This is a genomic window from Duganella sp. Root1480D1 (assembly GCF_001427305.1).
GTDB lineage: Bacteria > Pseudomonadota > Gammaproteobacteria > Burkholderiales > Burkholderiaceae_D > Rugamonas.
Window position 1 is genome coordinate 254,052 of sequence record NZ_LMFZ01000034.1, and the last position, 21,424, is coordinate 275,475.

24 protein-coding genes are annotated in these 21,424 nt (G+C 62.9%); 12 read left to right on the plus strand and 12 right to left on the minus strand.

From position 1 onward, the window contains the following. Window positions 1–13 precede the first annotated feature (13 nt). Window positions 14–2,032: an AsmA family protein gene (locus ASD58_RS22080; RefSeq protein ID WP_057263369.1), complete on the plus strand. Its 2,019-nt coding sequence runs from the start codon at window positions 14–16 to the stop codon at window positions 2,030–2,032. Between the two features lie 89 nt (window positions 2,033–2,121). Further along, on the plus strand, window positions 2,122–2,343 hold the full coding sequence (locus ASD58_RS22085; RefSeq protein ID WP_057263370.1) for a glycine zipper 2TM domain-containing protein: 222 nt from the start codon (window positions 2,122–2,124) through the stop codon (window positions 2,341–2,343). Here ASD58_RS22085 and ASD58_RS22090 read toward each other — a convergent pair. After that, entirely contained in the window at window positions 2,340–3,059 is a 720-nt protein-coding gene (locus ASD58_RS22090; protein WP_057263371.1) for a Crp/Fnr family transcriptional regulator, read from the minus strand. The genes ASD58_RS22085 and ASD58_RS22090 overlap by 4 nt on opposite strands. Window positions 3,060–3,187: 128 nt before the next feature. Between ASD58_RS22090 and ASD58_RS22095 the strand changes: the two genes are divergently transcribed. The 4 genes from ASD58_RS22095 to ASD58_RS22105 all read left to right on the plus strand — a co-directional run bounded on the left by ASD58_RS22095 (window position 3,188) and on the right by ASD58_RS22105 (window position 5,515). After that, window positions 3,188–3,871, plus strand: a complete 684-nt coding sequence (locus tag ASD58_RS22095) for a glycine zipper 2TM domain-containing protein (protein WP_057263372.1) — start codon at window positions 3,188–3,190, stop codon at window positions 3,869–3,871. 79 nt (window positions 3,872–3,950) lie between these two features. Continuing rightward, window positions 3,951–4,097 carry a lmo0937 family membrane protein gene (locus ASD58_RS31455; RefSeq protein ID WP_139232699.1) on the plus strand — a complete coding sequence of 49 codons (147 nt, stop codon included), beginning with the start codon at window positions 3,951–3,953 and terminating at the stop codon, window positions 4,095–4,097. A gap of 96 nt (window positions 4,098–4,193) precedes the next feature. Further along, on the plus strand, window positions 4,194–4,859 hold the full coding sequence (locus ASD58_RS22100; RefSeq protein WP_057263373.1) for an OmpA family protein: 666 nt from the start codon (window positions 4,194–4,196) through the stop codon (window positions 4,857–4,859). A gap of 62 nt (window positions 4,860–4,921) precedes the next feature. Then, on the plus strand, window positions 4,922–5,515 hold the full coding sequence (locus ASD58_RS22105; protein WP_057263374.1) for a DUF3617 domain-containing protein: 594 nt from the start codon (window positions 4,922–4,924) through the stop codon (window positions 5,513–5,515). Here ASD58_RS22105 and ASD58_RS22110 read toward each other — a convergent pair. Both ASD58_RS22110 and ASD58_RS22115 read right to left on the minus strand, forming a co-directional pair. Next, on the minus strand, window positions 5,496–6,335 hold the full coding sequence (locus ASD58_RS22110; RefSeq protein WP_057263375.1) for a branched-chain amino acid aminotransferase: 840 nt from the start codon (window positions 6,333–6,335) through the stop codon (window positions 5,496–5,498). The genes ASD58_RS22105 and ASD58_RS22110 overlap by 20 nt on opposite strands. A 42-nt stretch (window positions 6,336–6,377) precedes the next feature. Then, complete coding sequence (locus tag ASD58_RS22115) at window positions 6,378–7,463, minus strand: porin (protein WP_057263376.1); 1,086 nt, start codon at window positions 7,461–7,463, stop codon at window positions 6,378–6,380. 71 nt (window positions 7,464–7,534) lie between these two features. Here ASD58_RS22115 and ASD58_RS22120 point away from each other — a divergent pair, with 71 nt between their 5' ends. From ASD58_RS22120 to ASD58_RS22130, 3 genes are all read left to right on the plus strand, one after another. Beyond that, entirely contained in the window at window positions 7,535–8,812 is a 1,278-nt protein-coding gene (locus ASD58_RS22120; RefSeq protein ID WP_057263377.1) for an acetyl-CoA hydrolase/transferase family protein, read from the plus strand. A gap of 64 nt (window positions 8,813–8,876) precedes the next feature. Continuing rightward, the gene (locus ASD58_RS22125; RefSeq protein WP_057263378.1) at window positions 8,877–10,301 is read left to right on the plus strand and encodes a phosphatidylserine/phosphatidylglycerophosphate/cardiolipin synthase family protein; all 1,425 of its coding nucleotides are present in this window, start codon (window positions 8,877–8,879) and stop codon (window positions 10,299–10,301) included. A gap of 53 nt (window positions 10,302–10,354) precedes the next feature. Continuing rightward, entirely contained in the window at window positions 10,355–10,825 is a 471-nt protein-coding gene (locus ASD58_RS22130; protein ID WP_057263379.1) for a hypothetical protein, read from the plus strand. Here ASD58_RS22130 and ASD58_RS22135 read toward each other — a convergent pair. From ASD58_RS22135 to ASD58_RS22145, 3 genes are read right to left on the minus strand one after another with little or no spacing between them, the layout of a single operon-like run. Next, entirely contained in the window at window positions 10,822–11,631 is an 810-nt protein-coding gene (locus ASD58_RS22135) for a metallophosphoesterase (protein ID WP_057263380.1), read from the minus strand. The genes ASD58_RS22130 and ASD58_RS22135 overlap by 4 nt on opposite strands. Next, the gene (locus ASD58_RS22140) at window positions 11,631–12,533 is read right to left on the minus strand and encodes a diacylglycerol kinase family protein (protein WP_156401419.1); all 903 of its coding nucleotides are present in this window, start codon (window positions 12,531–12,533) and stop codon (window positions 11,631–11,633) included. Before ASD58_RS22140 ends, ASD58_RS22135 begins: the two co-directional genes overlap by 1 nt. Beyond that, the gene (locus ASD58_RS22145; protein ID WP_057263381.1) at window positions 12,530–13,192 is read right to left on the minus strand and encodes a phosphatase PAP2 family protein; all 663 of its coding nucleotides are present in this window, start codon (window positions 13,190–13,192) and stop codon (window positions 12,530–12,532) included. The genes ASD58_RS22140 and ASD58_RS22145 overlap by 4 nt, the downstream gene beginning before the upstream one ends. A gap of 110 nt (window positions 13,193–13,302) precedes the next feature. Between ASD58_RS22145 and ASD58_RS22150 the strand changes: the two genes are divergently transcribed. Further along, window positions 13,303–13,527, plus strand: a complete 225-nt coding sequence (locus ASD58_RS22150) for a hypothetical protein (RefSeq protein WP_057263382.1) — start codon at window positions 13,303–13,305, stop codon at window positions 13,525–13,527. Here ASD58_RS22150 and ASD58_RS22155 read toward each other — a convergent pair. Then, window positions 13,524–14,426, minus strand: coding sequence for a LysR family transcriptional regulator (locus tag ASD58_RS22155; protein ID WP_057263383.1), 903 nt, complete (start codon window positions 14,424–14,426; stop codon window positions 13,524–13,526). The genes ASD58_RS22150 and ASD58_RS22155 overlap by 4 nt on opposite strands. Before the next feature lie 102 nt (window positions 14,427–14,528). On the opposite strand from ASD58_RS22155, the gene ASD58_RS22160 reads away from it, so the two are divergent. After that, window positions 14,529–15,545: a zinc-binding alcohol dehydrogenase family protein gene (locus ASD58_RS22160; protein WP_057263384.1), complete on the plus strand. Its 1,017-nt coding sequence runs from the start codon at window positions 14,529–14,531 to the stop codon at window positions 15,543–15,545. Here the strand turns inward: ASD58_RS22160 and ASD58_RS22165 are convergent. The 3 genes from ASD58_RS22165 to ASD58_RS22175 all read right to left on the minus strand — a co-directional run bounded on the left by ASD58_RS22165 (window position 15,542) and on the right by ASD58_RS22175 (window position 17,850). Further along, window positions 15,542–16,102 (minus strand): hypothetical protein, encoded by a 561-nt coding sequence (locus ASD58_RS22165; protein ID WP_057263385.1) that lies wholly within the window; start codon window positions 16,100–16,102, stop codon window positions 15,542–15,544. The genes ASD58_RS22160 and ASD58_RS22165 overlap by 4 nt on opposite strands. A gap of 113 nt (window positions 16,103–16,215) precedes the next feature. Continuing rightward, window positions 16,216–16,938: a hypothetical protein gene (locus tag ASD58_RS22170; protein ID WP_057263386.1), complete on the minus strand. Its 723-nt coding sequence runs from the start codon at window positions 16,936–16,938 to the stop codon at window positions 16,216–16,218. 15 nt (window positions 16,939–16,953) lie between these two features. Continuing rightward, complete coding sequence (locus ASD58_RS22175; protein WP_057263387.1) at window positions 16,954–17,850, minus strand: ribose-phosphate pyrophosphokinase; 897 nt, start codon at window positions 17,848–17,850, stop codon at window positions 16,954–16,956. 152 nt (window positions 17,851–18,002) lie between these two features. Between ASD58_RS22175 and ASD58_RS22180 the strand changes: the two genes are divergently transcribed. Beyond that, window positions 18,003–18,833 carry an alpha/beta fold hydrolase gene (locus ASD58_RS22180; protein WP_057263388.1) on the plus strand — a complete coding sequence of 277 codons (831 nt, stop codon included), beginning with the start codon at window positions 18,003–18,005 and terminating at the stop codon, window positions 18,831–18,833. On the opposite strand, the gene ASD58_RS22185 is transcribed toward ASD58_RS22180, so the two are convergent. Continuing rightward, window positions 18,809–20,107 (minus strand): MFS transporter, encoded by a 1,299-nt coding sequence (locus tag ASD58_RS22185; RefSeq protein ID WP_057263389.1) that lies wholly within the window; start codon window positions 20,105–20,107, stop codon window positions 18,809–18,811. The two genes, ASD58_RS22180 and ASD58_RS22185, sit on opposite strands and share 25 nt — an antisense overlap. Next, window positions 20,104–21,405, minus strand: coding sequence for a GH1 family beta-glucosidase (locus ASD58_RS22190; RefSeq protein ID WP_057263390.1), 1,302 nt, complete (start codon window positions 21,403–21,405; stop codon window positions 20,104–20,106). Before ASD58_RS22190 ends, ASD58_RS22185 begins: the two co-directional genes overlap by 4 nt. Between the last annotated feature and the right edge of the window lie 19 nt (window positions 21,406–21,424).

The following is a 21,424-nucleotide window of genomic DNA, read 5'->3' on the forward strand; positions in this document are numbered from 1 at the left end:
GTAAGCTGGCGCCATGGCACACACAATTTCCCGCCGCGCAAAAATCAGCCTGGCCGTGCTGGGCTTCCTGCTGGCCATTCCGGCGCTGGCCCTGATCGTCCTGTTGAACTACGACTGGAACCGCGCCCGGCCCTGGCTGGGCTCGCGTGCCAGCGAGGCGCTGCAAAGACCCGTGGAGCTGCGCGGCAATTTATCGCTGACCTGGCAAAAACAGGCCCTGCCGCCGCAGGCGCGCAGTTGGCGCGACCACATTCCCTGGCCCCACCTGGTGGCGCGGGATGTGCACGTCGGCAACCCCGCCGGCCTGCCGGCCGGCGATACCGCAGCGGCGCAAACCCTGGCGTTCTCGCTGAGCCCGTTTGCCCTGCTGGGCCGCAAGATTGCCATTCCCGAACTGCGCTTCGACCAGCCGCAGCTTGCCCTGCTGCGCCAGGCCGACGGCAAGAACAACTGGACCTTGCCCAAACGCCCGCCATCCGCATGGCGCATGGAGCTGGACCGCGTGGTGTTCACGCGCGGCACCATCAAGCTTGACGATGCGCAGCAGAACATCGCCGCCACCGCCCACGTCGACACCCTCGACAACGACCCGCGCTACGGCGTGCAATGGACGCTGGCCGGCAAATGGAACAAGCAGGACATCAGCGGCAAAGGCAAGACCGGCGCCATGCTGGCGCTGCGCGACACCAGCCTGCCCTTCCCGATCCAGGCCGATGCCAAGGTCGGCCTGGTCAGCGTGGCAGCGCAAGGCACGCTGACCAATCCAGCCCAACTGGCCGCCATCGACCTGCAGCTCAAGGTGGCCGGCGCCTCGGCCGCCCGGCTGTATGCGCTGACCGGGCTGCTGCTGCCGGAAACCCCGCCCTTCACCACGGCCGGGCGTTTGAGCGGCCACCTGGCCGAGGGCGCCAGCCAGTGGACCTACGAGAAATTCACCGGCCGCGTCGGCGACAGCGATATTGCCGGCACCCTGTCGTTCCAGCAGCGCCAGCCACGCGGCCTGCTGACCGGCGCGGTGCATTCGCGGCTGCTGCAATTTACCGACCTCGGCCCGCTGATCGGCGCCGACTCCAACGCCAGGAAAGAAGAGCGCGGCGTCGCAGCAGTGCAGCCGGCGGGCAAGCTGCTGCCGGTGGAAACCTTCAAGACCGAACGCTGGACGGCAATCGATGCCGACGTCAGCTTCCACGCCGAACGCATCGTGCGCACCAAGGAACTGCCGCTCAGCAAGCTGCAAACGGAATTCCACCTGAAGGACGGCGTGCTGCGCCTGACGCCGCTCAACTTTGAATTTGCCGGCGGCCAGGTCGCCTCCAAGGCCACCCTCGATGGCAGCAGCGGCGAGGCGGTGGCAGCCACGCTCGACGCCAATGCCCGCCATATCAAGCTGAAACAGCTGCTGCCCAAGCTGCCGGAACTCAAACAGGCCACCATCGGCGAAATCAATGCCGACGCCAAGCTGACTGCCAAAGGCAATTCGGTGGCCGCCATGCTGGCCCATTCGAATGGCGAGCTGAAGACCCTGGTCAACGACGGCACTGTCAGCAAGCTGCTGCTGGAGCAGATGGGCCTGAACATCGGCAATATTGTGCTGACCAAATTGTTTGGCGACAAGCCGGTGCACCTGAATTGCCTGGCCGGCGACTTCGGCGTGCGCGACGGCCTGGCGCAGACGCGCTACTTCATTGCCGACACGGAAGACGCGACTGTCCGCATCAACGGTACGGTCAACCTGGCCAGCGAAAAAATCGACCTGACGCTGAAGCCGGAGTCCAAGGGCCTGCGCATCATCTCGCTGCGCGCACCGATCTATGTGCGCGGTTCGCTCAAGCAGCCCGACGTCGACATCGACAAAGGCGTGATTGCGCTGCGCGCCGGCGGCGCGCTGGCCCTCGGCGCCATTGCCGCGCCGGTAGCTGCCCTGGCACCGCTGATCAGCGCCGGCGGCGAAGGCGACAACCAGTGCGCCGCCCTGCTGGCCGCAGCCCGTGCAAAGCCGCAAGCGCCGCCGCCGGGCAAGATGCAAAGGTAACAATGCGTAACATCGTGAAATGGCGAACAGATCACTTGGGCCCCTCCCCGTAAGCTAGGAACCGTATTCCAAGAAACGGAGGAAACATCATGAAGACCAAACAGATCGTAGCCCGCCTTGCTATCGCTACCGCCATGCTGGGCCTGGGTGCATGCTCCTCGATGTCGCAACAGGATAAGAACACGGCCATTGGCGCCGGTGTCGGCGCCGTCGCCGGTTCCGTGCTGACCGGCGGCTCCACTACCGGTACTGTCGGCGGTGCGGTGGTCGGCGGCGTGATCGGCAACCAGGTCGACAAACCACGCCGCTAAGACGGCATGCGCACCTGCTGGTAGCAATGGCAGGACACCGCTTCCAAACCAGCCGGGTCCAATATTTCGATATTGCCCCGGCTGTAGCTGATCAATCCCTGCCCCTGCAGTGCGCTGGCCGCCTTGGTCACGCCGACCCGGCGCACGCCCAGCGCATGGGCCAGGAATTCGTGGGTCATGTGGAAGCGGTCCGATTGCAGGCGGTCGCGCGTGACGAGCAGCGAGCGCGCCAGGCGCGCCTCCAGCACGTGGAAGCGGCTGCAGACGGCAATCTGGATGGCCTGTGCCAGCAGGCTGTCGGTATAGCGGTGCAGCAGGCGCTGCAGCGATTCCAGTTCCGCGAACTCGGCGATGAAATCTTCCGCCTCCATCCGCAGCGCGTGGCCGCTGCGCTGGACCACGGCCCGCACCTGGGCAAAACGCTGGCCCAGCGCCACCGAAGCGCCAACCATGCCTTCGCGCCCGGCCGAACCGACTTCCAGCGTCATGCGGCCTTCGGCCACCGCCAGCAGCGAAACCAGGGTGTCGAGCGGGAAATAGATGTAGTCGATGGGTTGGCCGGCTTCGAACAGGATGTCGCCGGCCTCGAGGTCCACCAGTTCGCACAAGCCCTCGAGGTGTTCGAGGTCGTCTTCCGGCAGGGTTGCCAGCAGGCGGTTGCCAATGCGGGGTGGTGGCGATTCACTGCTTGGAACGGTATGAAGATTCAGGGTCATTGCCGTCGGCCTGGTGGAGTTTAGGCGGAGCGTAGCGGCAATTAAAAAGACTGTATGTACGCTGACGCACGGAAGCTGGCCAGCCCGGCAGCCACAATGTGTCTAGCCAACAGGAAAGGATTTTCAGCATGGAACGAGAAACCAAAATCATGAGCTATACCACCCACCCGATGCTGCTGATCGCCGCCATCGCCGTGGTGCTGTTTTGCGGCGTCGGCATCGCCGCCGTGATGGGCTGGCTGCCGCAATCGGGCGCGAAGATGGGGCCGCCGGTTGCCCAGGCGCCGGTGCAAGTCGATGCGCGCGACGTCGGCGCCCCACCGCCAGCGCCGGCGGGCTATGCGCCGATCAACCGCGTGGCCGATACCTCGGGCTACTCCGGCAGTGGCGGCGGCAGCTACGGCGGCGGCGCGGCGCCGGCCGAGCGCGCGGCGCCGGACGCACGCTCCGCCGAAGCGCCTGTGGCGCAAGCGCCGGCCGTGTGCCATAGCTGCGGCGTGGTGGAATCGGTGCACACGGTCACCCAGCGCGGCCAGGGCAGCGGCCTTGGCGCAGCCGGCGGCGCGCTTGTCGGCGGCTTGCTGGGCAACCAGGTCGGCGGCGGTTCGGGCCGCAAGATCGCCACCGTGGCGGGCGCAGTCGGCGGCGCCGTGGTGGGCAACCAGGTGGAAGGCAATATGAAGTCGACCACCCACTACCAGGTGCGCGTGCGCATGGATGACGGCAAGGTGCGCACCATCAGCAGCAGCTCGGCCAGCTGGCAGGCCGGCGATCATGTGAAAGTCGTTAAGGGCCGCCTGCAACGCCGCTGATCGTTCGGCATCGAACAGATGATGGCGTTGGACACGGCAATAATGCATCCAGGATTACGGACTATGAGAGGAAAACATCATGCTCTATACGATCGCTGTCGTACTCATCATCTTGTGGCTGCTCGGCCTGGTGACCTCCTACACTGTGGGCGGTTTCATCCATATCTTGCTGGTCGTGGCTGTCATCATGATCCTGCTGCGCCTGATCAGTGGGCGCGGCATTTAGTTAAGCCGGCCAAGCCGGCGTACACTAGCGGGGCGGGGACTGCGGCGCAGGACCCGTCCCGCGTTTTTTCGAGCATATTTAACGAAGGAGAAGCTCATGCCCAATAAAACCCTTGCTGCCTTGCTGATTGCCGTGCTTGCCACGACCGGCTGTGCGGATATGAACGCCACCCAGCGCGGCACTGCCACCGGTGCAGGTGTCGGTGCCGGCATTGGCGCCGTGCTCGGCGCCGCGACCGGCCCTGGCGGCGGCAAACGGGCTGCCGGCGGCGCCGTGCTGGGTGCAGCGGTAGGCGCCGTGGTGGGCAACGTCTGGTCCAAGCGCATGGAGGCGCAGAAGCAGCAGATGGAACAGGCCACCCAGGGCACTGGCGTACAGGTTTCGCAAACCGGCGACAATCGCCTGAAGCTGGAAATCCCGAGCGATATCTCGTTCGACACCGGCCGCTCCGACATCAAGCCGGACTTCCGCCCCATCCTGGACCGCTTTGCCAGCACGCTCAATGAAAACCCGGCCACCACCGTGAGCATTGTCGGCCACACCGACAGCACCGGCAACGCCAGCGTCAACCAGCCGCTGTCGGTTGAGCGCGCGGCCCATACGCGCGACTACCTGGCCACGCGCGGCGTGTCGCCGACCCGCATCGTGATCGAAGGCCGCGGCGAACAGGAACCCGTGGCATCGAACGACGATGCCGCCGGCCGCGCGCGCAACCGCCGCGTGGAAATCTACGTGGCCGAACCACGCCCGCCGCAAGGCTAAGCCATCCCGAGCGGCCCGGCGCATGATGCAGCGGGCCGTGCATCGCATCCCCAGGAGCCGACATGAAAACCAGATCCTTCTTGCTGCTTTGCCTGGCCGCCGCGCCGGCGATGGCGCAGACATTGAAACCAGGCCTGTGGGAGCTGGACAACCGCATTGCCTCTGCCAGTCCCGAAATGATGGCAGTCATGGCGGCTGCCCAGCAGCAGATGGCGAATATGGCGCCGGAGCAGCGCAAGGCAATGGAACAGATGATGGCGCGCCACGGCGTCAACCTGGGACTGGGCGATAACGGTGGCGTCAAGCTCACTTACTGCCTGACCAAGGACATGGCCGACAAGCAGGACCTGCCTGCTGGCCAGCCCGGCCAGTGCACCACTACGCGCACGCCGGTGCCGGGCGGTTTGAACGTGACATTCAATTGCACCCGGCCGCCGTCGAGCGGCAATGGCCAGGTGATTTTCAACGGCAATACCGCTTACAGCATGCGCATGAACGTGAACAGTTCAGCGCAGGGCAAACCGCAAAACATGGTGGTGGAAGGCAGCGGTCGCTGGCTGGGCGCCGATTGCGGCAGCGTGGCGGCGCCGGCACCGGCCGCGCCACCCAGCAAGCCTGGCCCCGAAGTGCAACCTGTTACTCGCCGCGCTCAATAAAGGCCCAGTACAGCTCGCGGGCCTTGGCAGCGACCGGACCGGCCGGCAGTTCGCGGCCGTTATAGCGCACGCATGGCATGACCTTGCCGAAGTTGCCGGTATTGAAGATTTCGCTGGCGCGATCCAGTTCTTCCGGCCTGACCGTGCGCTGCGCCACTTCGATGCCGGCCTCGGCCAGCAGCTTGATGACGCGGGCACGGGTAATGCCGGCCAGGAAAGTGCCGTTCAGGGCCGGCGTGACCACCTTGCCTTCCGGCGTGACGAAGAACAGGTTGGCAGTGGCGAACTCGGCCACATTGCCCTGGCTGTCGCATACCACCGCATTGTCGCAGCCGCGTTCTTTCGCTTCGCGCAGCACTCGGGTTGAATTGGCGTACAAGGCAGAAGCCTTGGCATCGGTCGGCGCCATATCCGGGTCCGGGCGGCGCATCGCCGACAGGCAGGCCGAGAAGCCGGTGAACTGCGGCACCGGTGCGTCGAACAAGGTCAGCGCAAAGGCGGACTTTTCGGAAACCGGGATCAGCAAGCCGTCAGTGGCAAATACCAAGGGGCGGATGTACAGCTCGGCGTCGGCCGGGAAACGGGCCACGCCCTCTTTCACCAGCTTTTCCATTTCCTCCACGCTGAGCGGGCATTCCAGGCCCAGGCTGCGCGCCGAACGGATCACGCGCTCCAGGTGCGGGCGCAGGTCCGGCAGCTTGCCGCGCATGGCGCGCGCGCCGTCGAAGACAGACGAGCCGAGCCAGACGCTGTGGTCCATTGCGCCGAACAGTGGCGCATTGCCTTCCGCCCAGTTTCCATTGAAGTAAGTCAGATACATAAGTGTTCCCCGCTGAAAGTTCCAGCTTGGGAATGTAGCACATCAGAAAGCGTGGCGCAGGCCGAAGGTAATGGCGCGGCTACCCTTTCCGGTTTCGCTGGCGGTGCCGGCGGTATAAGGGGCGCCGTTGCGATTGCGGATGTGGGCGAAGGAGGCGTGCAGCGCGGTGCGCTTGGATAAGGCGTACAGCACGCCGACTGCTGCCTGGTCGGCGTCCTGGTTGGGCGGGCTGCGGTCATCCTTGTGAATGAAAGACGCCATATAGGTCATGCGCCCGCTGGTATAGGAGATGCCTGCCAGCATATCGTGGCTGTAGAGCGAAGGCGTGGTCAGCGTCAGGACGCCATAGGGATTCGATGGATCCCATGGCGAACTGCCCAGGCCGCGGTTGATGCCATAGGCGGCAAAGACGGTGGCGGCCCCGAAATGCAGGTTGGCCGCCACCAGCGTGTTGCGCGCTGACAGGTCGACCGGCTGGGTAGTGCCGACCGCCTCGATCGGATTGCGCTTGCGCTGGTGGGCAACGCGGACTTCGAACATGCCGTTGGCAAAGCCCAGCGTGGCACCATAGGCGCGGTTGCGCGAGGTGCTGAATTCCGACTCGCCGAAGCTGTAGATGGCGCTGGCGCTCCATTGGTGCCCGGATGGTGTGCGGTATTTGACGGCGTTGTCGTAGCGCTTGGTGGTAAAGCCCATCAGGTTGGTTGCGGTACCGGCGAGTCCTCCATGGAAGGGATCGGCCACCTCGGCCAGGGTCTCGTATTGCAGGTTGTACTGGCGGCCCAGCGTCAGCATGCCCCACGGCCCGTCAAGCCCGACCCAGGCCTGGCGCCCCAGCAGCCGGCCTTCTTCCGAGCGCCCGGTGTCGTTCTCGACGCCGCCTTCCAGGGTGAAGACGGCGGAATTGCCATTGCTGCCCAGCGGTTCGCGCCCGCTAACGCCGATGCGCGAGCCTTCCGAGATGCCGGGCGATACCTTGCTGCCGGCACAACTCTGCTTGCAGCCGCGTTCGAGCACTACGCCGGCATCGACGACGCCATAAGGCTGGACGCCCTGTCCCGCCGGCGGTTCCCTGGTCTGCGCCAGCGCCAGTGCAGGCATAGTGAGCAGGATGGCAAGAGCTTTCATGTTTGTCAGCTTAGGGTAAGCACTGTCATGCAATCTGTGCGCACACAAACAAAACTATCCGGAGACCGCGTATGTCCAGCAAGCGTTGCAGCGCCGCCGACGCCGTCCGCCTCGTGCGTGACGGCGACATGATCATTGTTCCTACCGGCGCCGGCGAGCCGCCTGCCCTGTTGCAGGAACTGTCGGCGCAGCGCCGCAACTTCAAAGGCGTGCAGGTGGCGCAAATCCTGGCCATGCGCAAATACGATTACTTCGATCCGGAAACGGCCCACCATGTGCGGCATTGCGCGCTGTTCTTCGGCGGCGCTTCGCGCCCTGCCGGCCAAGCGGGCTGGGCCGATTTCATCCCGGCCTATTTTTCGGAAATTCCCTCCTTGATCGAACACGGCCAGATGCCGGCCGACGTGGTATTCGCGCTGGCTTCGGAAATGGACGCTCACGGCAACTTTTCGCTCAGCCTGGGCGCCGACTACACCATGGCGGCGCTGCAGAAAGCGCGCGTGATCGTGCTGGAATCCAATCCCAACGTGCCGTTTGCGCATGGCCAATGCCATGTCCATATTTCACAGGTCAGCGCCGTGGTCGAGAGCACTGAACCGGTGATCGAAGTCGGGTTGCCGAAGATCGGCCCGGTGCAGGAGGCGATTGCCGCCCATGTGGCGCCAATGATTGAAGATGGCTCGACCCTGCAGATCGGCTATGGCGGCATTCCCGATGCGGTGGTGATGCAGCTTACCGGCAAACAGGACCTTGGCATTCACACGGAAATGATTGGCGACGGCATCCTCAAGCTGGTGCAGTGCGGCGCCGTGACCAACCGCCGCAAAACCTTCATGCCGGGACGCATGGTGGCAACCTTTGCGCTGGGCTCGCGCAAGCTGTACGACTTCATGCACCACAACCCGATGCTGGAAATGCATCCGGTCAGCTTTACCAACGATCCCTACATCGCCGCGCAGAACGACAAGCTGGTATCGATCAACGCCAGCCTGCAGGTCGACCTGCTGGGACAGTGCGGTTCGGAAAGCCTGGCCCACCTGCCCTATTCCGGCACCGGCGGCCAGGTGGACTTCGTGCGCGCAGCCAATCGTTCGCGCGGCGGCAAGTCGTTCATCGTGCTGCCATCGACTGCCAAGGAAGGCAGCATTTCACGCATCGTTCCCACGCTTTGCGCCGGAACACATGTGACCACGAGCAAGAACGACATCAACTACGTGGTGACAGAATATGGCGTGGCGCAGCTGCGCGGCAAGTCGGCCAAGCAGCGGGCCGATGCGCTGATTTCCATCGCGCACCCTGACTTCCGGGGCGAATTGCGACGCGAGGCGGCCCGGCTGAACTACTGCTGACTATGTTCGGCAGCGAACATTCAACCGTTCGCTGCTGGCTTAGACTGGCCTTCGGAGGTGCCCCATGAAGGCAAGTCGCTGGCTGGCTTTTATCCTCGCGGGCTGGACGCTGCTGGCCTGCGCTTCGTTGCCGGAGGTCGATGCCGACCGGGCCAAGGCACGTGCCAGCGCGGTGCCCGAAGTCGTCACCGCCAAGGGCAAGCTGCCGCGCCAGACCACCGAGCAGTTGCTGAAAAAGCGCTGGGCCAAATCCACCCTGGACCTGAAGGGCCAGGCAGCGCTGGAGGAAACCGCGACCGGCGTGCCGCTGATTGCCGGCAACAAGGTGCAATTGCTGTTCGATGGGCCGCAAACCATGGCGGAAATGATGAAAGCCATTGGCGCGGCCAAGGACCACATCAATTTCGAGACCTATATCTTCGACCAGGATGAGCTGGGCATGAAGTTCGCCGACCTGCTGATCCAGAAGCAGCGCGAAGGCGTGGTAGTCAACGTGATTTACGACAGTGTCGGCACCATCGGCGTACCGCAGGAGTTCTTCGACCACATGAAGGAAGGCGGCGTGAAGCTGCTGGCCTTCAATCCGGTGAACCCGGCCAAGGCGCGCGGCAATGGCTGGAAGCTGAATAACCGCGACCATCGCAAGATGCTGATCGTGGATGGCAAGGTTGGCTTCACGGGCGGGATCAATATCAGCGATACCTATTCGAGGAGTTCGCCGTTCCGCGGCGGCGGCTCCGGCGGCATCGGCTCGGGCTCCGGCGGCGGATCCAGCCCGGCGCGCGAAAAAGGCGAGAACGACGTCGGCTGGCGCGACACGCATGTGCGCATTGAGGGGCCGGCGGTGCAGGCCATGCAGTGGCTGTTCGTGCAAGCCTGGATCGAGCAGGATGCGGACGATCTGCGCGACGCCAAATACTTCACGTCCGTGGCGCCGGCAGGCGACAAGATAGTGCGTGTGCTGGGTTCGCGTCCCGACGGCCACTTTGAGATCTATAAAGCGCTGCTGCTGGCGATGCAGGAAGCAAAAAAGTCGATCCACATTACCTGCGCCTACTTCGTGCCGGATGACCAGACCATGGCGGCACTGACCGAGGCTGCACGGCGCGGTGTCGACGTGCAGCTTGTACTGCCAAGCGTTTCCGACAGCGGGCTGGTCTTCCATGCAGGGCGGGCGTTTTACCAGCCCTTGCTGGAGGCCGGGGTGAAAATCCATGAACTCAAGCTATCGGTGCTGCATGCGAAGACAGTGGTGATTGATGGCGTGTGGTCTACCGTCGGTTCCACCAATCTCGACCGGCGCAGCTTCCTCCACAACAGCGAGGTCAATGTGATTGTGATGGGCGATGTGTTCGGGCTCGAAATGGAGAATGCGTTCAAGGAAGACCTGCACAACTCCAAAGAAGTGACGCTGGTGGAGTGGAACAAGCGCCCTATTTCCAACCGCCTCAAGGAGTGGCTTGCCCGTGTGTGGGACTACTGGCTCTGAGCTTTGATATGCGTCAAACCGTAGCGTGGCTTTCGGCCTAGGCTGGAAGAACCATGAACGATCGTAAACCGCCCACCTCGCTTGACAAGCCGCCGCCCGGCGATGACCATGCAGGTATCCCCACGCGCGTAACGAGGCTGGAGGTGATGGTGGAAGAAGTAATACTGCGGCTCGACAAGCTCGACAGGGGGCTGGAAAAGCTGAACGACAAGATCGATGCGAATCAGGAAAAGTTCAATGGCAGGCTTGACGCCATTCAGAGAAATTTCAGCGACAGGCTCGATGCCACTCAGAAAAATTTCGGTGACAGGCTTGATGCCACTCAGAAAAATTTCAGTGACAGGCTCGATGCCACGCAGAAAAATTTCAACGACAGGCTCGACGCAAGCAACGAAGCGATGACTCGCCGGCTCGATGCCTTGAACAGCCGTTTCGACAAAATCTACTACTTGATCTTTGCGCTGATGTCGGCCCTGATTGCGGGCGTACTGGGCTTGCTCGCCAAGGTACTTGGTGTATTTTAGGCTGCGGGGTGCCAGATGTCGCCCTGGCGACGGAAAATGTCGGTGGCGGCGAGGGTGAAGCCGGTGCCTTCGATCCAGCCATAGCGCTCGACCTGGATTTCGTCATGCTGCACGCGCAAGACATTGAATGAATTTGTTTCGCCCCGGCTGCGGGTGGAGGTAGCGGTGCCGGCCTGGACCACCAGCGCGGCGTAACCATCGATCTCGTAGCGATCCGAGGTGTTGTGCGTGTGGCTGGTGTGCAGGTGCCCGGCCAGCAGCAGATCGACACCACAGCGGGCAAAGGTTTCCATCGCCATCGGCGCACGGTCCACGATGTCGTCGTTATCCTTGTGCGGCGGCAGATCGAAGGGGTGATGCGTCACCACGACCCGTGTGACCTCGCGCGGCAGGCGCGAGAAGCGCTGCCGCAGGTATTCCACCTGGCGCCGGTTAACCCGGCCATCCTTGAAGGTCAGTGAGCGCGCAGTGTTCAGGCCCAGCACGGCAATTTCATCGTCCACGAACTCCGGCTCCAGGTCACGCGTGATGTAGCGCCGATATTTCACCAGCGGCTGGAAGAAGCGGGCCGCCACGTTATACAGCGGAATGTCGTGATTGCCCGGCACCACGATCTGCGGCGTAGGCAAGGTATCCAGATAGTGCCGCGCCTGACGGAATTGCGCACTACGGGCGCGCTGGGTCAGGTCGCCGGACACCACCACCACGTCCGGCCGTATATCGCCAATCAGCTCGCGCAAGGGTGCCAGCAAGGCATTATCGACACGGCCGAAATGCAGATCGGAGATATGGACCAGGGTTCGCATCAATCCTCCCGAGGGTGCGGCACGATCACCGGCAAGGCGGCCGGGCGGATCCTGTAGCGCAACGGCGGCGTCATGACCGATACCTCGCCGTCGGTCGCCACCCGCAGGCGGCGATGGCGGGTTTCGATCGCCATTTCGCCGGCCTGGAAAACATGGAACTCGCGCGATTGGCGCAACCGCCCAAACAGCGCCCGCAAGGCCAGCTTCAATAAGCCAAAGCGCGTCGGCCGCTGCGCCACGTAGACACTCAACGTGCCGCCATCGATACGCGCCCTTTCGCCGATATTGAAACCCTGCATCTGGTATTCATTATTACCGATGAAAACGAAAGGCGTGCGCCGCGCATAGCCTTGCTCGCCAAGGGTCAGGCGCAAGCTGAGGAAAGGATAACGCCGTAACGCAGCCAGTGTCGCCCAGCCGAACGCCGTCCACTTGCCGCGCCCGAGGCGGCGCTGCTGCCGCTGGCGGTCGCGCACAATGTCCGGGTAAAGCCCGAGGCTGGAATTGTTGAGGAAGATGCGGCCATTCACCTCCCCCACGTCAACCAGCGCCACATGGCCCGCCGCCAGGGTGGCAATGGCCGCATCGAGCTGGAGTGGAATGCGCAGGTCGCGCGCGAAATGGTTGAGCGTACCCATCGGCAGCACGCCGAAAACGGCGCCGCTATCCAGCACGACCGAGGCCACGGCGTTGATAGTGCCATCGCCTCCCCCGGCCACCACAACCGGCGCACCGGCAGCCAGCGCGACGCGGGCGGCCTCCATCAGGTGATTGACATCGGCAGCAAGGGTGATTTCAGCATCCAGTCCGTGGCTGGCAAAGCGTTCGGCCAGCGACTCGCGCCAGGGCAGCCCGTAGCCCAGGCCGGCGCCAGCGTTGACGATGACCGCTATCCGGCTCACAGGCGCTCCCGGTGGCGGCGCAGGCTGGAGACGGCCGTCACGCAAATCGCCAGCCAGCCCAGTCCTTCCGCCACCGCCGCCAGCACGTCGGTCAGGTAATGCACGCCAAGGTAAACGCGGCTGAAGGCAACCAGCGCCACCATCATTACCGTGCCCGCGACCAGTGCCGCCCGTTGCGCGCCGCTATGGGCTTGCGTCCAAAAATAGCAAGCCAGCACGCCGTAAAACACCGTCGCGGCTAGCGTATGGCCGCTGGGGAAGCTGTAGGTCGGCAAGGTCAGCAGCGGGACATCAAAGCTGGGCCGTATGCGTTGATAGTTTTCCTTGAGCAGCACATTAAGCACCATGCCTGGCGGCACGGATAGCAGCAGGGTCAGCAGCCAATAGTGCGCCTGCCGCCGCCAGAGCTGCCAGGCAAACAGCAGCGTCAGCAAGGCAATTCCCGCCACGCTGTGCAGGTGGCTCACGGCCAGCAAGAGCGTGGTCCACGGTTCGCTGGCCCGTGCGTGCAGCCATTGCGACACGCTGATATCGAAGGCCGCCAGGCGGGCACCGGGGCCCACCGCAGCGCCGGCAATGGCGTCGAACACGGCCGCTGCCATGATCAGCAGGACCAGCCCGGCCACAAGATGTAAAGGAAGGCGGATCGTATCTCTCATACAACGCTTAATAAAAAAACCTGATTTTTCATCCAGTACTGTTGATTCATACAGTATTTGTGTTATTCTAATCACTCGTTAAACACACAACACAGCAAAAGGAATTCGTCATGACCACTATGCACAGCACCTTCGGCTCCCGCTTTGGCCTGGAATATGCCCCTATGTCTTTCCTGGTTCGCTTCGGCAAACGCGAAGTGCTGGTGTGCCGCGACTTCCGCAAGCGCTTCTACGCTGTGAACCCGATCATCGAGTGCGACACCGGCGTTCAGCCTGGCCACCTGGAAGTTCTGCTGTTCAGCCGCTGGCTGCTGATCTTCTCCAAAGCCTATTAAGCTTCAGTCTCGCATAGCTGTTCATACTGAGCGCGCAAATAGTCGCGCAAACGAATCACGACGGGCGTGACCTGCGAGCGATGCATGCAAACCAGCTGTAATGGCACCTCTTCACCCATTACATCTGGTAGCAGCAGACGCAAGCGACCGGCCTTCAGGTCGGCGGTCACGTCCAGCCGTGATTTGTAGGCAATCCCCAATCCCGCTACCGCCCAGCGGCGCACCAGGTCGGCATCATCGCTGCTGCGATTGCCCCTGACTTGCACTACTTTGCCCTGGGCGGGGAAGGCCCAGCGGTCGTACAGCACATCATCCAAAGCAAAGCGCAAGCAATTGTGCTGCGCCAGTTCGTCCAGGTTGGCCGGCGTGCCGTGCCGGCGCAAGTATTCAGGCGAAGCCACCAGCGCGCGCCGGTTGCCGGGCGCAATAGGCATGGCCACCAGGCTGGAATCATCGAGCTTTCCGTACCGCAGGGCCAGGTCGACTGGCTGGCGGTACATATCGGCGACCCGGTCGCTGACGAATAGCTGCAGGCTGATAGCCGGATACTCGGCCTGGAAAGCATCCAGCCACGGCAACAGTACATTGCGCCCCACATCCGATGGCATCGAAATTTTCAGCAAGCCAGCCAATTCCTGCTGGCCCTGCCTGATCGCCTCATGCCCTTCGCGCAATTGACGCACCGCTTCCCGCGCGTGGCGCAGGTAATGCTCGCCTTCCGCCGTCAGGCGCAGCGAGCGTGTGGTGCGGGCGAACAGGCGCAGTTGCAGCTCATCTTCCAACCGTTTCAGGGCGGCGCTGGCCAGCGCCGGCGATATATCCAGCGAGCGCGCTGCCGCCGACAGGCTGCCGCGGTCAGCCGTGTTGACGAAGACTTCCAGGTCGTCCAGGCGCAGCATTTTCAGCAATCCTTTGAAAGTGTTTCCATGATTTTAGTCTTTTTCATGAAGCCGTGATGATCGAAGATACCGACATCGCCACTTTTTACGAAAGACACAAGCATGAAAGCTGTTGCCTATCGCACCTCCCTGCCAATTGACCACGCAGATGCGCTGATCGATATTGAATTGCCTGTACCGGTTGCTACCGGCCGCGACCTGCTGGTCGAGATCAAGGCTGTTTCCGTCAACCCGGTGGATACCAAGATCCGCCGCAATGTCGCCCCGGCAGAAGGCGAGACCAAGGTGCTGGGCTGGGATGCCACCGGCATCGTGCGTGCAGTCGGGCCCGGCGTTAGCCTGTTCAAGCCGGGCGACGAAGTCTGGTATGCCGGTGCGCTTGGCCGCTCGGGCACCAATGCCGAACTGCACCTGGTTGACGAACGCATCGCCGGCCACAAACCGGCCAAGCTCAGCTTCGCCGAAGCAGCCGCCCTGCCCTTGACCGCCATCACTGCCTGGGAATTGCTGTTCGACCGCCTGGGCGCAAGCCGCGACACCGCACGCGAAGCCGGCAAATCGCTGCTGGTGACGGGCGCGGCTGGCGGCGTCGGCTCCATCCTTGTGCAATTGGCGCGCCAGTTGACGGGACTGACCGTAATCGGAACCGCCTCTCGTCCTGAAACCGCAGAGTGGGTGAAGTCGCTTGGCGCCCACCACGTCATCGATCACAGCAAGCCGCTGGACGAAGAAATCCGCCGCCTCGGCCTGCCGCCCGTCAATTACATCGCCAGCCTGAACGAAAGCGAACACCATTTCGCCGCGCTGGCCGAACTGGTGGCCCCGCAAGGCAAACTGGCCCTGATCGACGATCCTGCGCATATCGACGTGCGCCTGTTGAAACGCAAGAGCGTGTCGCTGCATTGGGAGTTCATGTTCACGCGCTCCATGTTTGAAACCGAGGACATGGCGCAGCAACATGCCCTGCTGAACGATGTGTCGCGGCTGGTGGATAGCGGCGTGCTGAAAACCACGCTGGGAGAGCGCTTCGGCGCCATCAACGCCGCCAACCTGAAACGCGCGCACGCCCTGCTCGAAAGCAATCGCGCGCGCGGCAAGATTGTGCTGGAAGGTTTCTAAGCCTCGGCGGCAGCGCGCGCAGCATGTGCCGCCGCGCTCGCCGCGCCGGCCTGTTCGATCGCATGCTGCTGCTGGCGGGTCGCCAGCGCGCGCCGGTCATGCGCATCGACCAGGTCGATCAATGTTTGAGACAGCCGGCAGGCCTCTTTGACCGTTGCATCGAAACGGTCCCGGCCGCGCTGCAGCATGGGCGACTGGTAGCCGACAGCGCTAAACATTTCGCAGATTTCCACGCACAGATCGCGCAGCGTGCGCATGGAATCGCAGGCGCCCTCGATATCGGCACGCATCCTGCGGTCAAGATCGATGAATTCGGTGCGGGCGTAATCGTGGGCGGACAGTTCCGAAACCGTGCCTTGCCAACGCTCGATGCGGCGGCTGATGCGGCTGATGTTGGCATTTTTTTTGCGCAGGATCAGCGCATACTGCCAGGCCAGCAGCGCCAGCGGCAAGCAGGCCAGGAAAGCCGGCAAGCCTGCGCGCCGCATGGACGTTTCCATATTTTTGCACCGGCGCAGGATCGCACCGATATTGCTGCCAAGGGATTGGTTGCGCATGGCCGTCCTCCCGACGATCCGCCGTGCAAAGGCAGGGCGTGACAAGCCAAGTATAGGCAGCGCTGGACCGGCGCGAACATGCCAAGGGTTGATGCAGATTAAAGGTGGGGCGATTAGGCGCCGTTGAGCCAGGTTTGTTCGTGGGCGCGTTCGCGGCGGCGGCGTTCGGCAGGCGAGTCGAAGTCGCGCAGGAACTGGATGTGCTTGCGTTCCAGCGCCAGCATCTCGCGTTCGATTGCATCGACTTCGGCACGGTCGGTCGAGTGATTCATGTAGTTGGCGCGTTCGCGCTGGATGCGCTCCTGCTCGTCCTGGATGGTTTGCAGGCGGCCCTCGCATCGCTGCACGGTGCGGCGCAGCTTTTCTGGCGTCAGGCCCTGGTCGCGCAGGTCGGTCTGCACGGCCAGGTCGCCACGTACTGCATTGGTACGCTTTTGCAGTTCGGCGATTTCCGCGTTGACTTCGTCGATGGCCTTGATGTCCTTGGCCGCGTAGGCATTGCGGCGGCGTTCGCCCAGCAGGGCCATTTCCGCTTCCAGCTCTTCGTACTCGTCGCGGAAGGGGCGCTCGAAATTGTTTAACTGCGCAAGGCAGGACTCGAGCTGCTTCTCCAGCGCCACCACTTCAAGCTGCAGTTTGGCGACTGGCATGTCGAAGCGGCGCTGGGCGCGCTCCTCCATCGCCTTGTTGGCTGCCAGCAGGCGCGCCTCGTAGCGCACAGTTGAAAACTTCCTGCGCGCCTCTTCCTCATGGGCGGCACGCAGCCTGCGCTCGTAAGCGCGGTAGGCTGACGGCATGCGCAGCTTGCGATACCAGTTACGAATCCAATTCCACATAGGCAGGAATATAGCTTAGGCTGCGCCCCGTGTCATGTCTGCCAGGGCCGGAGCCAGCAAGGATGCGACAGGAATGGCGTTGCTGCTGTGCGGAACGGTGTCGCAACTGGCGGTACGGGCTACGCCGGCAGCTTGCAAGTCTTCGAACGCCGTGCCGGCGAATAGCGGGTGGACTGCGACGCATACCGGCGGCGGCAGGCCGGCGCGGCGCACGTGGCCGACGGCAGCAATCATGGTACGGGCCGTGGATGCGATATCGTCAACAATGACCGGGGTATGGTGCAGCCAGTGCTCAGTCTCCGGGACCGAGACTTCCACGTCATGGTCGCCGCGGCGCACTTTTTGCAGCACGATGAAGGGGCAGCCGGCGCCGCGCGCCACTTCGGAAGCCCACTGCTCGCTCTCGGCGTCCGGCCCGATCACCAACGGCTGCGCCACATTGGCGGCGATCCATTGCGATATGGCCGGCGCGGCGCGCACGACGCGGGTCGGGATGGTATAGATCTCGGCCAGGTCATGGTGGCGGTGCAAGTGGGGATCGATGGTCACCATCCAGTGGAATACGCCCGACACCAGCCGCGCGAAGTGGGCGGAAGTAATGCCCTCGCCGGGATTGAAGATGGCGTCGTGCCGCATATAGGCCAGGTAAGGCGTGACCAGGCCCACGCTGGCGGCGCCCAGGTCGCGGGCGATGCAGGCGGCGAAATACAGGGGCATGAAACGGTCGTCCGGCCGGTCCAGGGTGCAGACCAGGACTACCTGGCGTCCTTTCACGTCCGAGTGATAGCGCACGTAGGATTCGCCATCCGGGAAGCGCCGCACCTGCAAACTCCCCTGCTCCCAGCCTGACAATGCCGACAATTGCGCTGTCGTTGCTTCATTGCCGGGCAAGGCAAACAGGATTGGCGTCATGGCGATTCCCCCAAAGGTAGTGACTTTTATTCTAGCTCCCAGGCTGCGATTTGTGCAATTCAAGCATCATTTTTGACAACTTGTCGCAATCTCCGGGTAGCTGACGGTGGCGCCAGTCAGAATCGCCTCCGTTATTCAACTTGGAGACACTCATGCCCTTGAACCGTTTCACCCTGCCCTTGCTGGCAATGGCGTTGGCAAGCACCCAGGCGCATAGCGAAGCCCTGCTGCAGGATTTTGCCGGCCATAAGATTGAAGTCCTGAAGATCGCCAAACCCGGCGCACCGGCCACCGTGGTCTTTGAAAATGGTTCACGCATCACGCTCGACAAATGGGACAAGGTGATTCCCGAAATCGCCAAGGAGGCGAACGTGTTTGCTTACAACCGCCCCGGCTACGGCAAGAGCGACAAGCCTGCGACGCCGCGCGACGGCAAGACCGTGGTGGAAGAATTGCGCAAGCTGCTGCAACAGCAAGGCCTGCAGCCGCCCTATACCCTGGTTGGCCATTCGCTCGGCGGCCTGTACATGCAGATGTATGCGCGCGCCTACCCGCAGGAAGTCCAGGGCGTGGTGCTGGTCGACTCGATCTACCCCGGCATCATCAAGAAGCCGGAAGACTTTCCGCTCATGACCCGCATGGCCAAGTACGTGTTCCTGAATTCCGCAATGGAGGCGGAAGTCGACCAGATCAACAGCACCGGACAGGCCATGCTGGCCATGCCGTGGAGTGACGACATTCCGGTTGTTCGACTGTTCAACGTGCCCAAGTCGGCCGGCGCGGTGGCCGTCGACCTCGGCACCGTCAACGACGACGAGCAGACCCGCACCATGGTCAAGAACATGTATCCGAAAGCCTGCAAGGTGATCGTGGACTCCGATCACCAGATGCAGCAGGCGAATCCCGAAGTGGTGGTCACCGCCATCCGCGACGTGATCGGCGCCCGCGACGGCAAGCGTCAGCCGGCCTCACACTGCAGTTGATCGGCGTCGGCCGCGGTACGCGCTTCTTCATGGTGGAAAGGCGCGTACCAGGTGACGATAAACGATGGCACGGTCGCCGCCATCACCAGCCAGAAGTAGCTGACGTAGCCCATGGCTTCCTGCAGGTGGCCGCTGACCATGCCGGTCAACATGCCGCACATGCCCATCAGTCCAGTGCCGAACGCATAATGGGTGGTGGTGTATTTGCCGGGCGCCAGTTGCTGCATCAGGTAGATCATGAAGCCTACCGAGCCAAAGCCGAAGGAGAACTTCTCAACCACCACGCCGGCGCCGATCACCCACAGGTTGGAGGGCTGGTAGATCGCCATCAGCAGGAACGTGGCAATCGGAATATTCAGCACGCAGCACAGTGTGAACAGCACGGGCTTGAGGCCGCGTTTGGCCACATACCAGCCGCCAATCAGGGAGCCGGCCAGCACCGCCAGCAAGCCATAGGTGCCATAGACGATGCCCAGCAACTCGTTGGACATGCCCAGACCGCCCTTCTCGACCGGATCGACCATGAAGAACGGGCCGATCTTTTCCAGCAAGCCAATCGACACGCGATACAACAGCGCAAAGGCCACCATGGTCCATACGCCGCGCTTTTCGAAGAAGGTCTTGAAGGCGTCGCGCAGGATGAACCCCGCCTGCGCCAGGCTTTCCGGCGTATCGGCCGCACGTGCGCCATCCGGCATGGCGCGCCAGTGCCAGGCCGTAATCACCAGCAGCAGGACCGCGACGGCGACGAAGACGATGCGCCAGGCACCCAGCCAATCCATCCCGTAGTCCGAATGCAGGCGGCCGCTCAGGTAGACCAGCACCCCGGAAGCCACCACCGGGCCGATATTCCAACTCAGGCTTTGCACGCCGCAGTACAGCGACTGGCTGCGCGAACTGAGCGAAGTGACGTACACGCCATCGCTGGCAATATCCATAGTGGCGCCGATGAAGGACATGATCCAGAACAGCACCATCATCAGCGCCATCGAACCCGGCATGCCCATCACCAGGGCGACCGCGCCGAAGCCCAGGCCAAGCAGCAACTGGGTGACCAGCACAAAGAACTTCTTGGTGCGGTACATTTCCACCACCGGCGCAAACAGCGGCTTGATGGTGTAGGCCAGGATCAGCATGCTCGAATACTGCGCAGCGCGGCCATTGTCCATGCCCAGGTTCTTGAACATGATGGAGGTGACGCTGGTCAGCATCATGTAGCCCATCGCCATCGCGAAATAGCCGGTGGGCACCCACTGCAGCGGCGAGCGGTTCATGAGCGCTGCACCTTGATGAACTCACGGTACCAATGCGCGCTGTCTTTCAGCGTGCGCTTTTGCGTGGCGTAATCGACATGGACGATGCCGAAGCGCTTGGCGTAGCCGGAATCCCATTCGAAGTTATCCAGCAAGCTCCACATGAAGTAGCCTTGCACGTCGACGCCTTGCTGCATCGCGCTGGCCAGCGCATCGAAATGGCGTGAAATGAAGGAGATGCGCTCCTCATCGTGCTGCGGCGTGCTGCTGGCCATGCCGTTCTCAGTAATGTAGATCGGCGGCAGCTCGTATTCGCCTTTCAGCTTGAGCAGCAATTCAGTCAGGCCTTGCGGGTAAATTTCCCACCCCATGTCGGTGCGGCCGTTTTCCAGCGGCGGGGTGCGCGGCGGGTCTTCGGCGCTGCAGAAGGCGCGGAAGTAGTAATTCACGCCAAGGAAATCGATCGGCTGGTGGATGGCGGCCATGTCGCCGGCCTCCACTTGCGGGGCATTGGCGCCATGGTGGCGCAGCGCCAGTTCCGGATAACGGCCTTTGAAAATTGGGTCCATGAACCATTGTACCGAACGCGCGTATTCCACTTCCGCCAGGGCGCGGTCGGCGTCGCTGTCGGTGGCCGGATCGGCGGTCCACTGGTTCAGCACAATGCCGAGTTTCGCCTTCGAGCCGACTGCGCGCATGGCAGTCATTGCAAGCCCGTGGGACAACAGCAGGTGGTGCGAAACCTGGACGGCGGCCTTCGCGTCGCGCACGCCCGGCGCGAACTGGCCGTTGCCGTAACCGAGGTTCGCCGTGCACCAAGGCTCGTTATGGGTGGCGATGCTGGCCACGCGATCGCCGAAGCGGCGTGCTACTTCGGCCGCGTATTCGGCAAAGTATTCGCAGGTGGCACGATTCAGCCAGCCGCCCTCTTCCTGCAAGGCTTGCGGCAAATCCCAGTGGTAGAGCGTGACGTAGGCCTGCTTGCCTTTTTCGTGCAAGGCTGAGATCAGGCGGTCGTAAAAGGCGAAGCCGGCTTCATTCCAGGCGCCCTTGCCGTCCGGCTGCACGCGCGACCAGGCGATGGAGAAGCGGTAGGCGTCGACACCGAGGGAATCGATGATGTCAACGTCCTCGCGATAGCGATGGTAGTGATCGCAGGCGACGCTGCCGTCGCTGCCATCCTTGATCTTGCCGGGCGTATTGCAGAAAACGTCCCAGATAGAGAGGCCTTTGCCGTCCTCCTGGTTGGCGCCCTCGATCTGGAAGGCGCTGGTGGCTACGCCCCAGAGAAAGTCGGGCGGCAGGCGTGTATCTTTCATTCTTGATTTCGCAGGTAAA

Coding starts and splice junctions, on each gene's coding strand:
- ASD58_RS22180 (WP_057263388.1), top strand. CDS start 18,003: ATGCCCTTGAACCGTTTCACCCTGCCCTTGCTGGCAATGGCGTTGGCA.
- ASD58_RS22120 (WP_057263377.1), top strand. CDS start 7,535: ATGTCCAGCAAGCGTTGCAGCGCCGCCGACGCCGTCCGCCTCGTGCGT.
- ASD58_RS22125 (WP_057263378.1), top strand. CDS start 8,877: ATGAAGGCAAGTCGCTGGCTGGCTTTTATCCTCGCGGGCTGGACGCTG.
- ASD58_RS22175 (WP_057263387.1), bottom strand. CDS start 17,850: ATGACGCCAATCCTGTTTGCCTTGCCCGGCAATGAAGCAACGACAGCG.
- ASD58_RS31455 (WP_139232699.1), top strand. CDS start 3,951: ATGCTCTATACGATCGCTGTCGTACTCATCATCTTGTGGCTGCTCGGC.
- ASD58_RS22095 (WP_057263372.1), top strand. CDS start 3,188: ATGGAACGAGAAACCAAAATCATGAGCTATACCACCCACCCGATGCTG.
- ASD58_RS22155 (WP_057263383.1), bottom strand. CDS start 14,426: ATGCTGCGCCTGGACGACCTGGAAGTCTTCGTCAACACGGCTGACCGC.
- ASD58_RS22160 (WP_057263384.1), top strand. CDS start 14,529: ATGAAAGCTGTTGCCTATCGCACCTCCCTGCCAATTGACCACGCAGAT.
- ASD58_RS22110 (WP_057263375.1), bottom strand. CDS start 6,335: ATGTATCTGACTTACTTCAATGGAAACTGGGCGGAAGGCAATGCGCCA.
- ASD58_RS22090 (WP_057263371.1), bottom strand. CDS start 3,059: ATGACCCTGAATCTTCATACCGTTCCAAGCAGTGAATCGCCACCACCC.
- ASD58_RS22100 (WP_057263373.1), top strand. CDS start 4,194: ATGCCCAATAAAACCCTTGCTGCCTTGCTGATTGCCGTGCTTGCCACG.
- ASD58_RS22135 (WP_057263380.1), bottom strand. CDS start 11,631: ATGCGAACCCTGGTCCATATCTCCGATCTGCATTTCGGCCGTGTCGAT.
- ASD58_RS22165 (WP_057263385.1), bottom strand. CDS start 16,102: ATGCGCAACCAATCCCTTGGCAGCAATATCGGTGCGATCCTGCGCCGG.
- ASD58_RS22170 (WP_057263386.1), bottom strand. CDS start 16,938: ATGTGGAATTGGATTCGTAACTGGTATCGCAAGCTGCGCATGCCGTCA.
- ASD58_RS22150 (WP_057263382.1), top strand. CDS start 13,303: ATGACCACTATGCACAGCACCTTCGGCTCCCGCTTTGGCCTGGAATAT.
- ASD58_RS22105 (WP_057263374.1), top strand. CDS start 4,922: ATGAAAACCAGATCCTTCTTGCTGCTTTGCCTGGCCGCCGCGCCGGCG.
- ASD58_RS22080 (WP_057263369.1), top strand. CDS start 14: ATGGCACACACAATTTCCCGCCGCGCAAAAATCAGCCTGGCCGTGCTG.
- ASD58_RS22130 (WP_057263379.1), top strand. CDS start 10,355: ATGAACGATCGTAAACCGCCCACCTCGCTTGACAAGCCGCCGCCCGGC.
- ASD58_RS22145 (WP_057263381.1), bottom strand. CDS start 13,192: ATGAGAGATACGATCCGCCTTCCTTTACATCTTGTGGCCGGGCTGGTC.
- ASD58_RS22185 (WP_057263389.1), bottom strand. CDS start 20,107: ATGAACCGCTCGCCGCTGCAGTGGGTGCCCACCGGCTATTTCGCGATG.
- ASD58_RS22115 (WP_057263376.1), bottom strand. CDS start 7,463: ATGAAAGCTCTTGCCATCCTGCTCACTATGCCTGCACTGGCGCTGGCG.
- ASD58_RS22190 (WP_057263390.1), bottom strand. CDS start 21,405: ATGAAAGATACACGCCTGCCGCCCGACTTTCTCTGGGGCGTAGCCACC.
- ASD58_RS22085 (WP_057263370.1), top strand. CDS start 2,122: ATGAAGACCAAACAGATCGTAGCCCGCCTTGCTATCGCTACCGCCATG.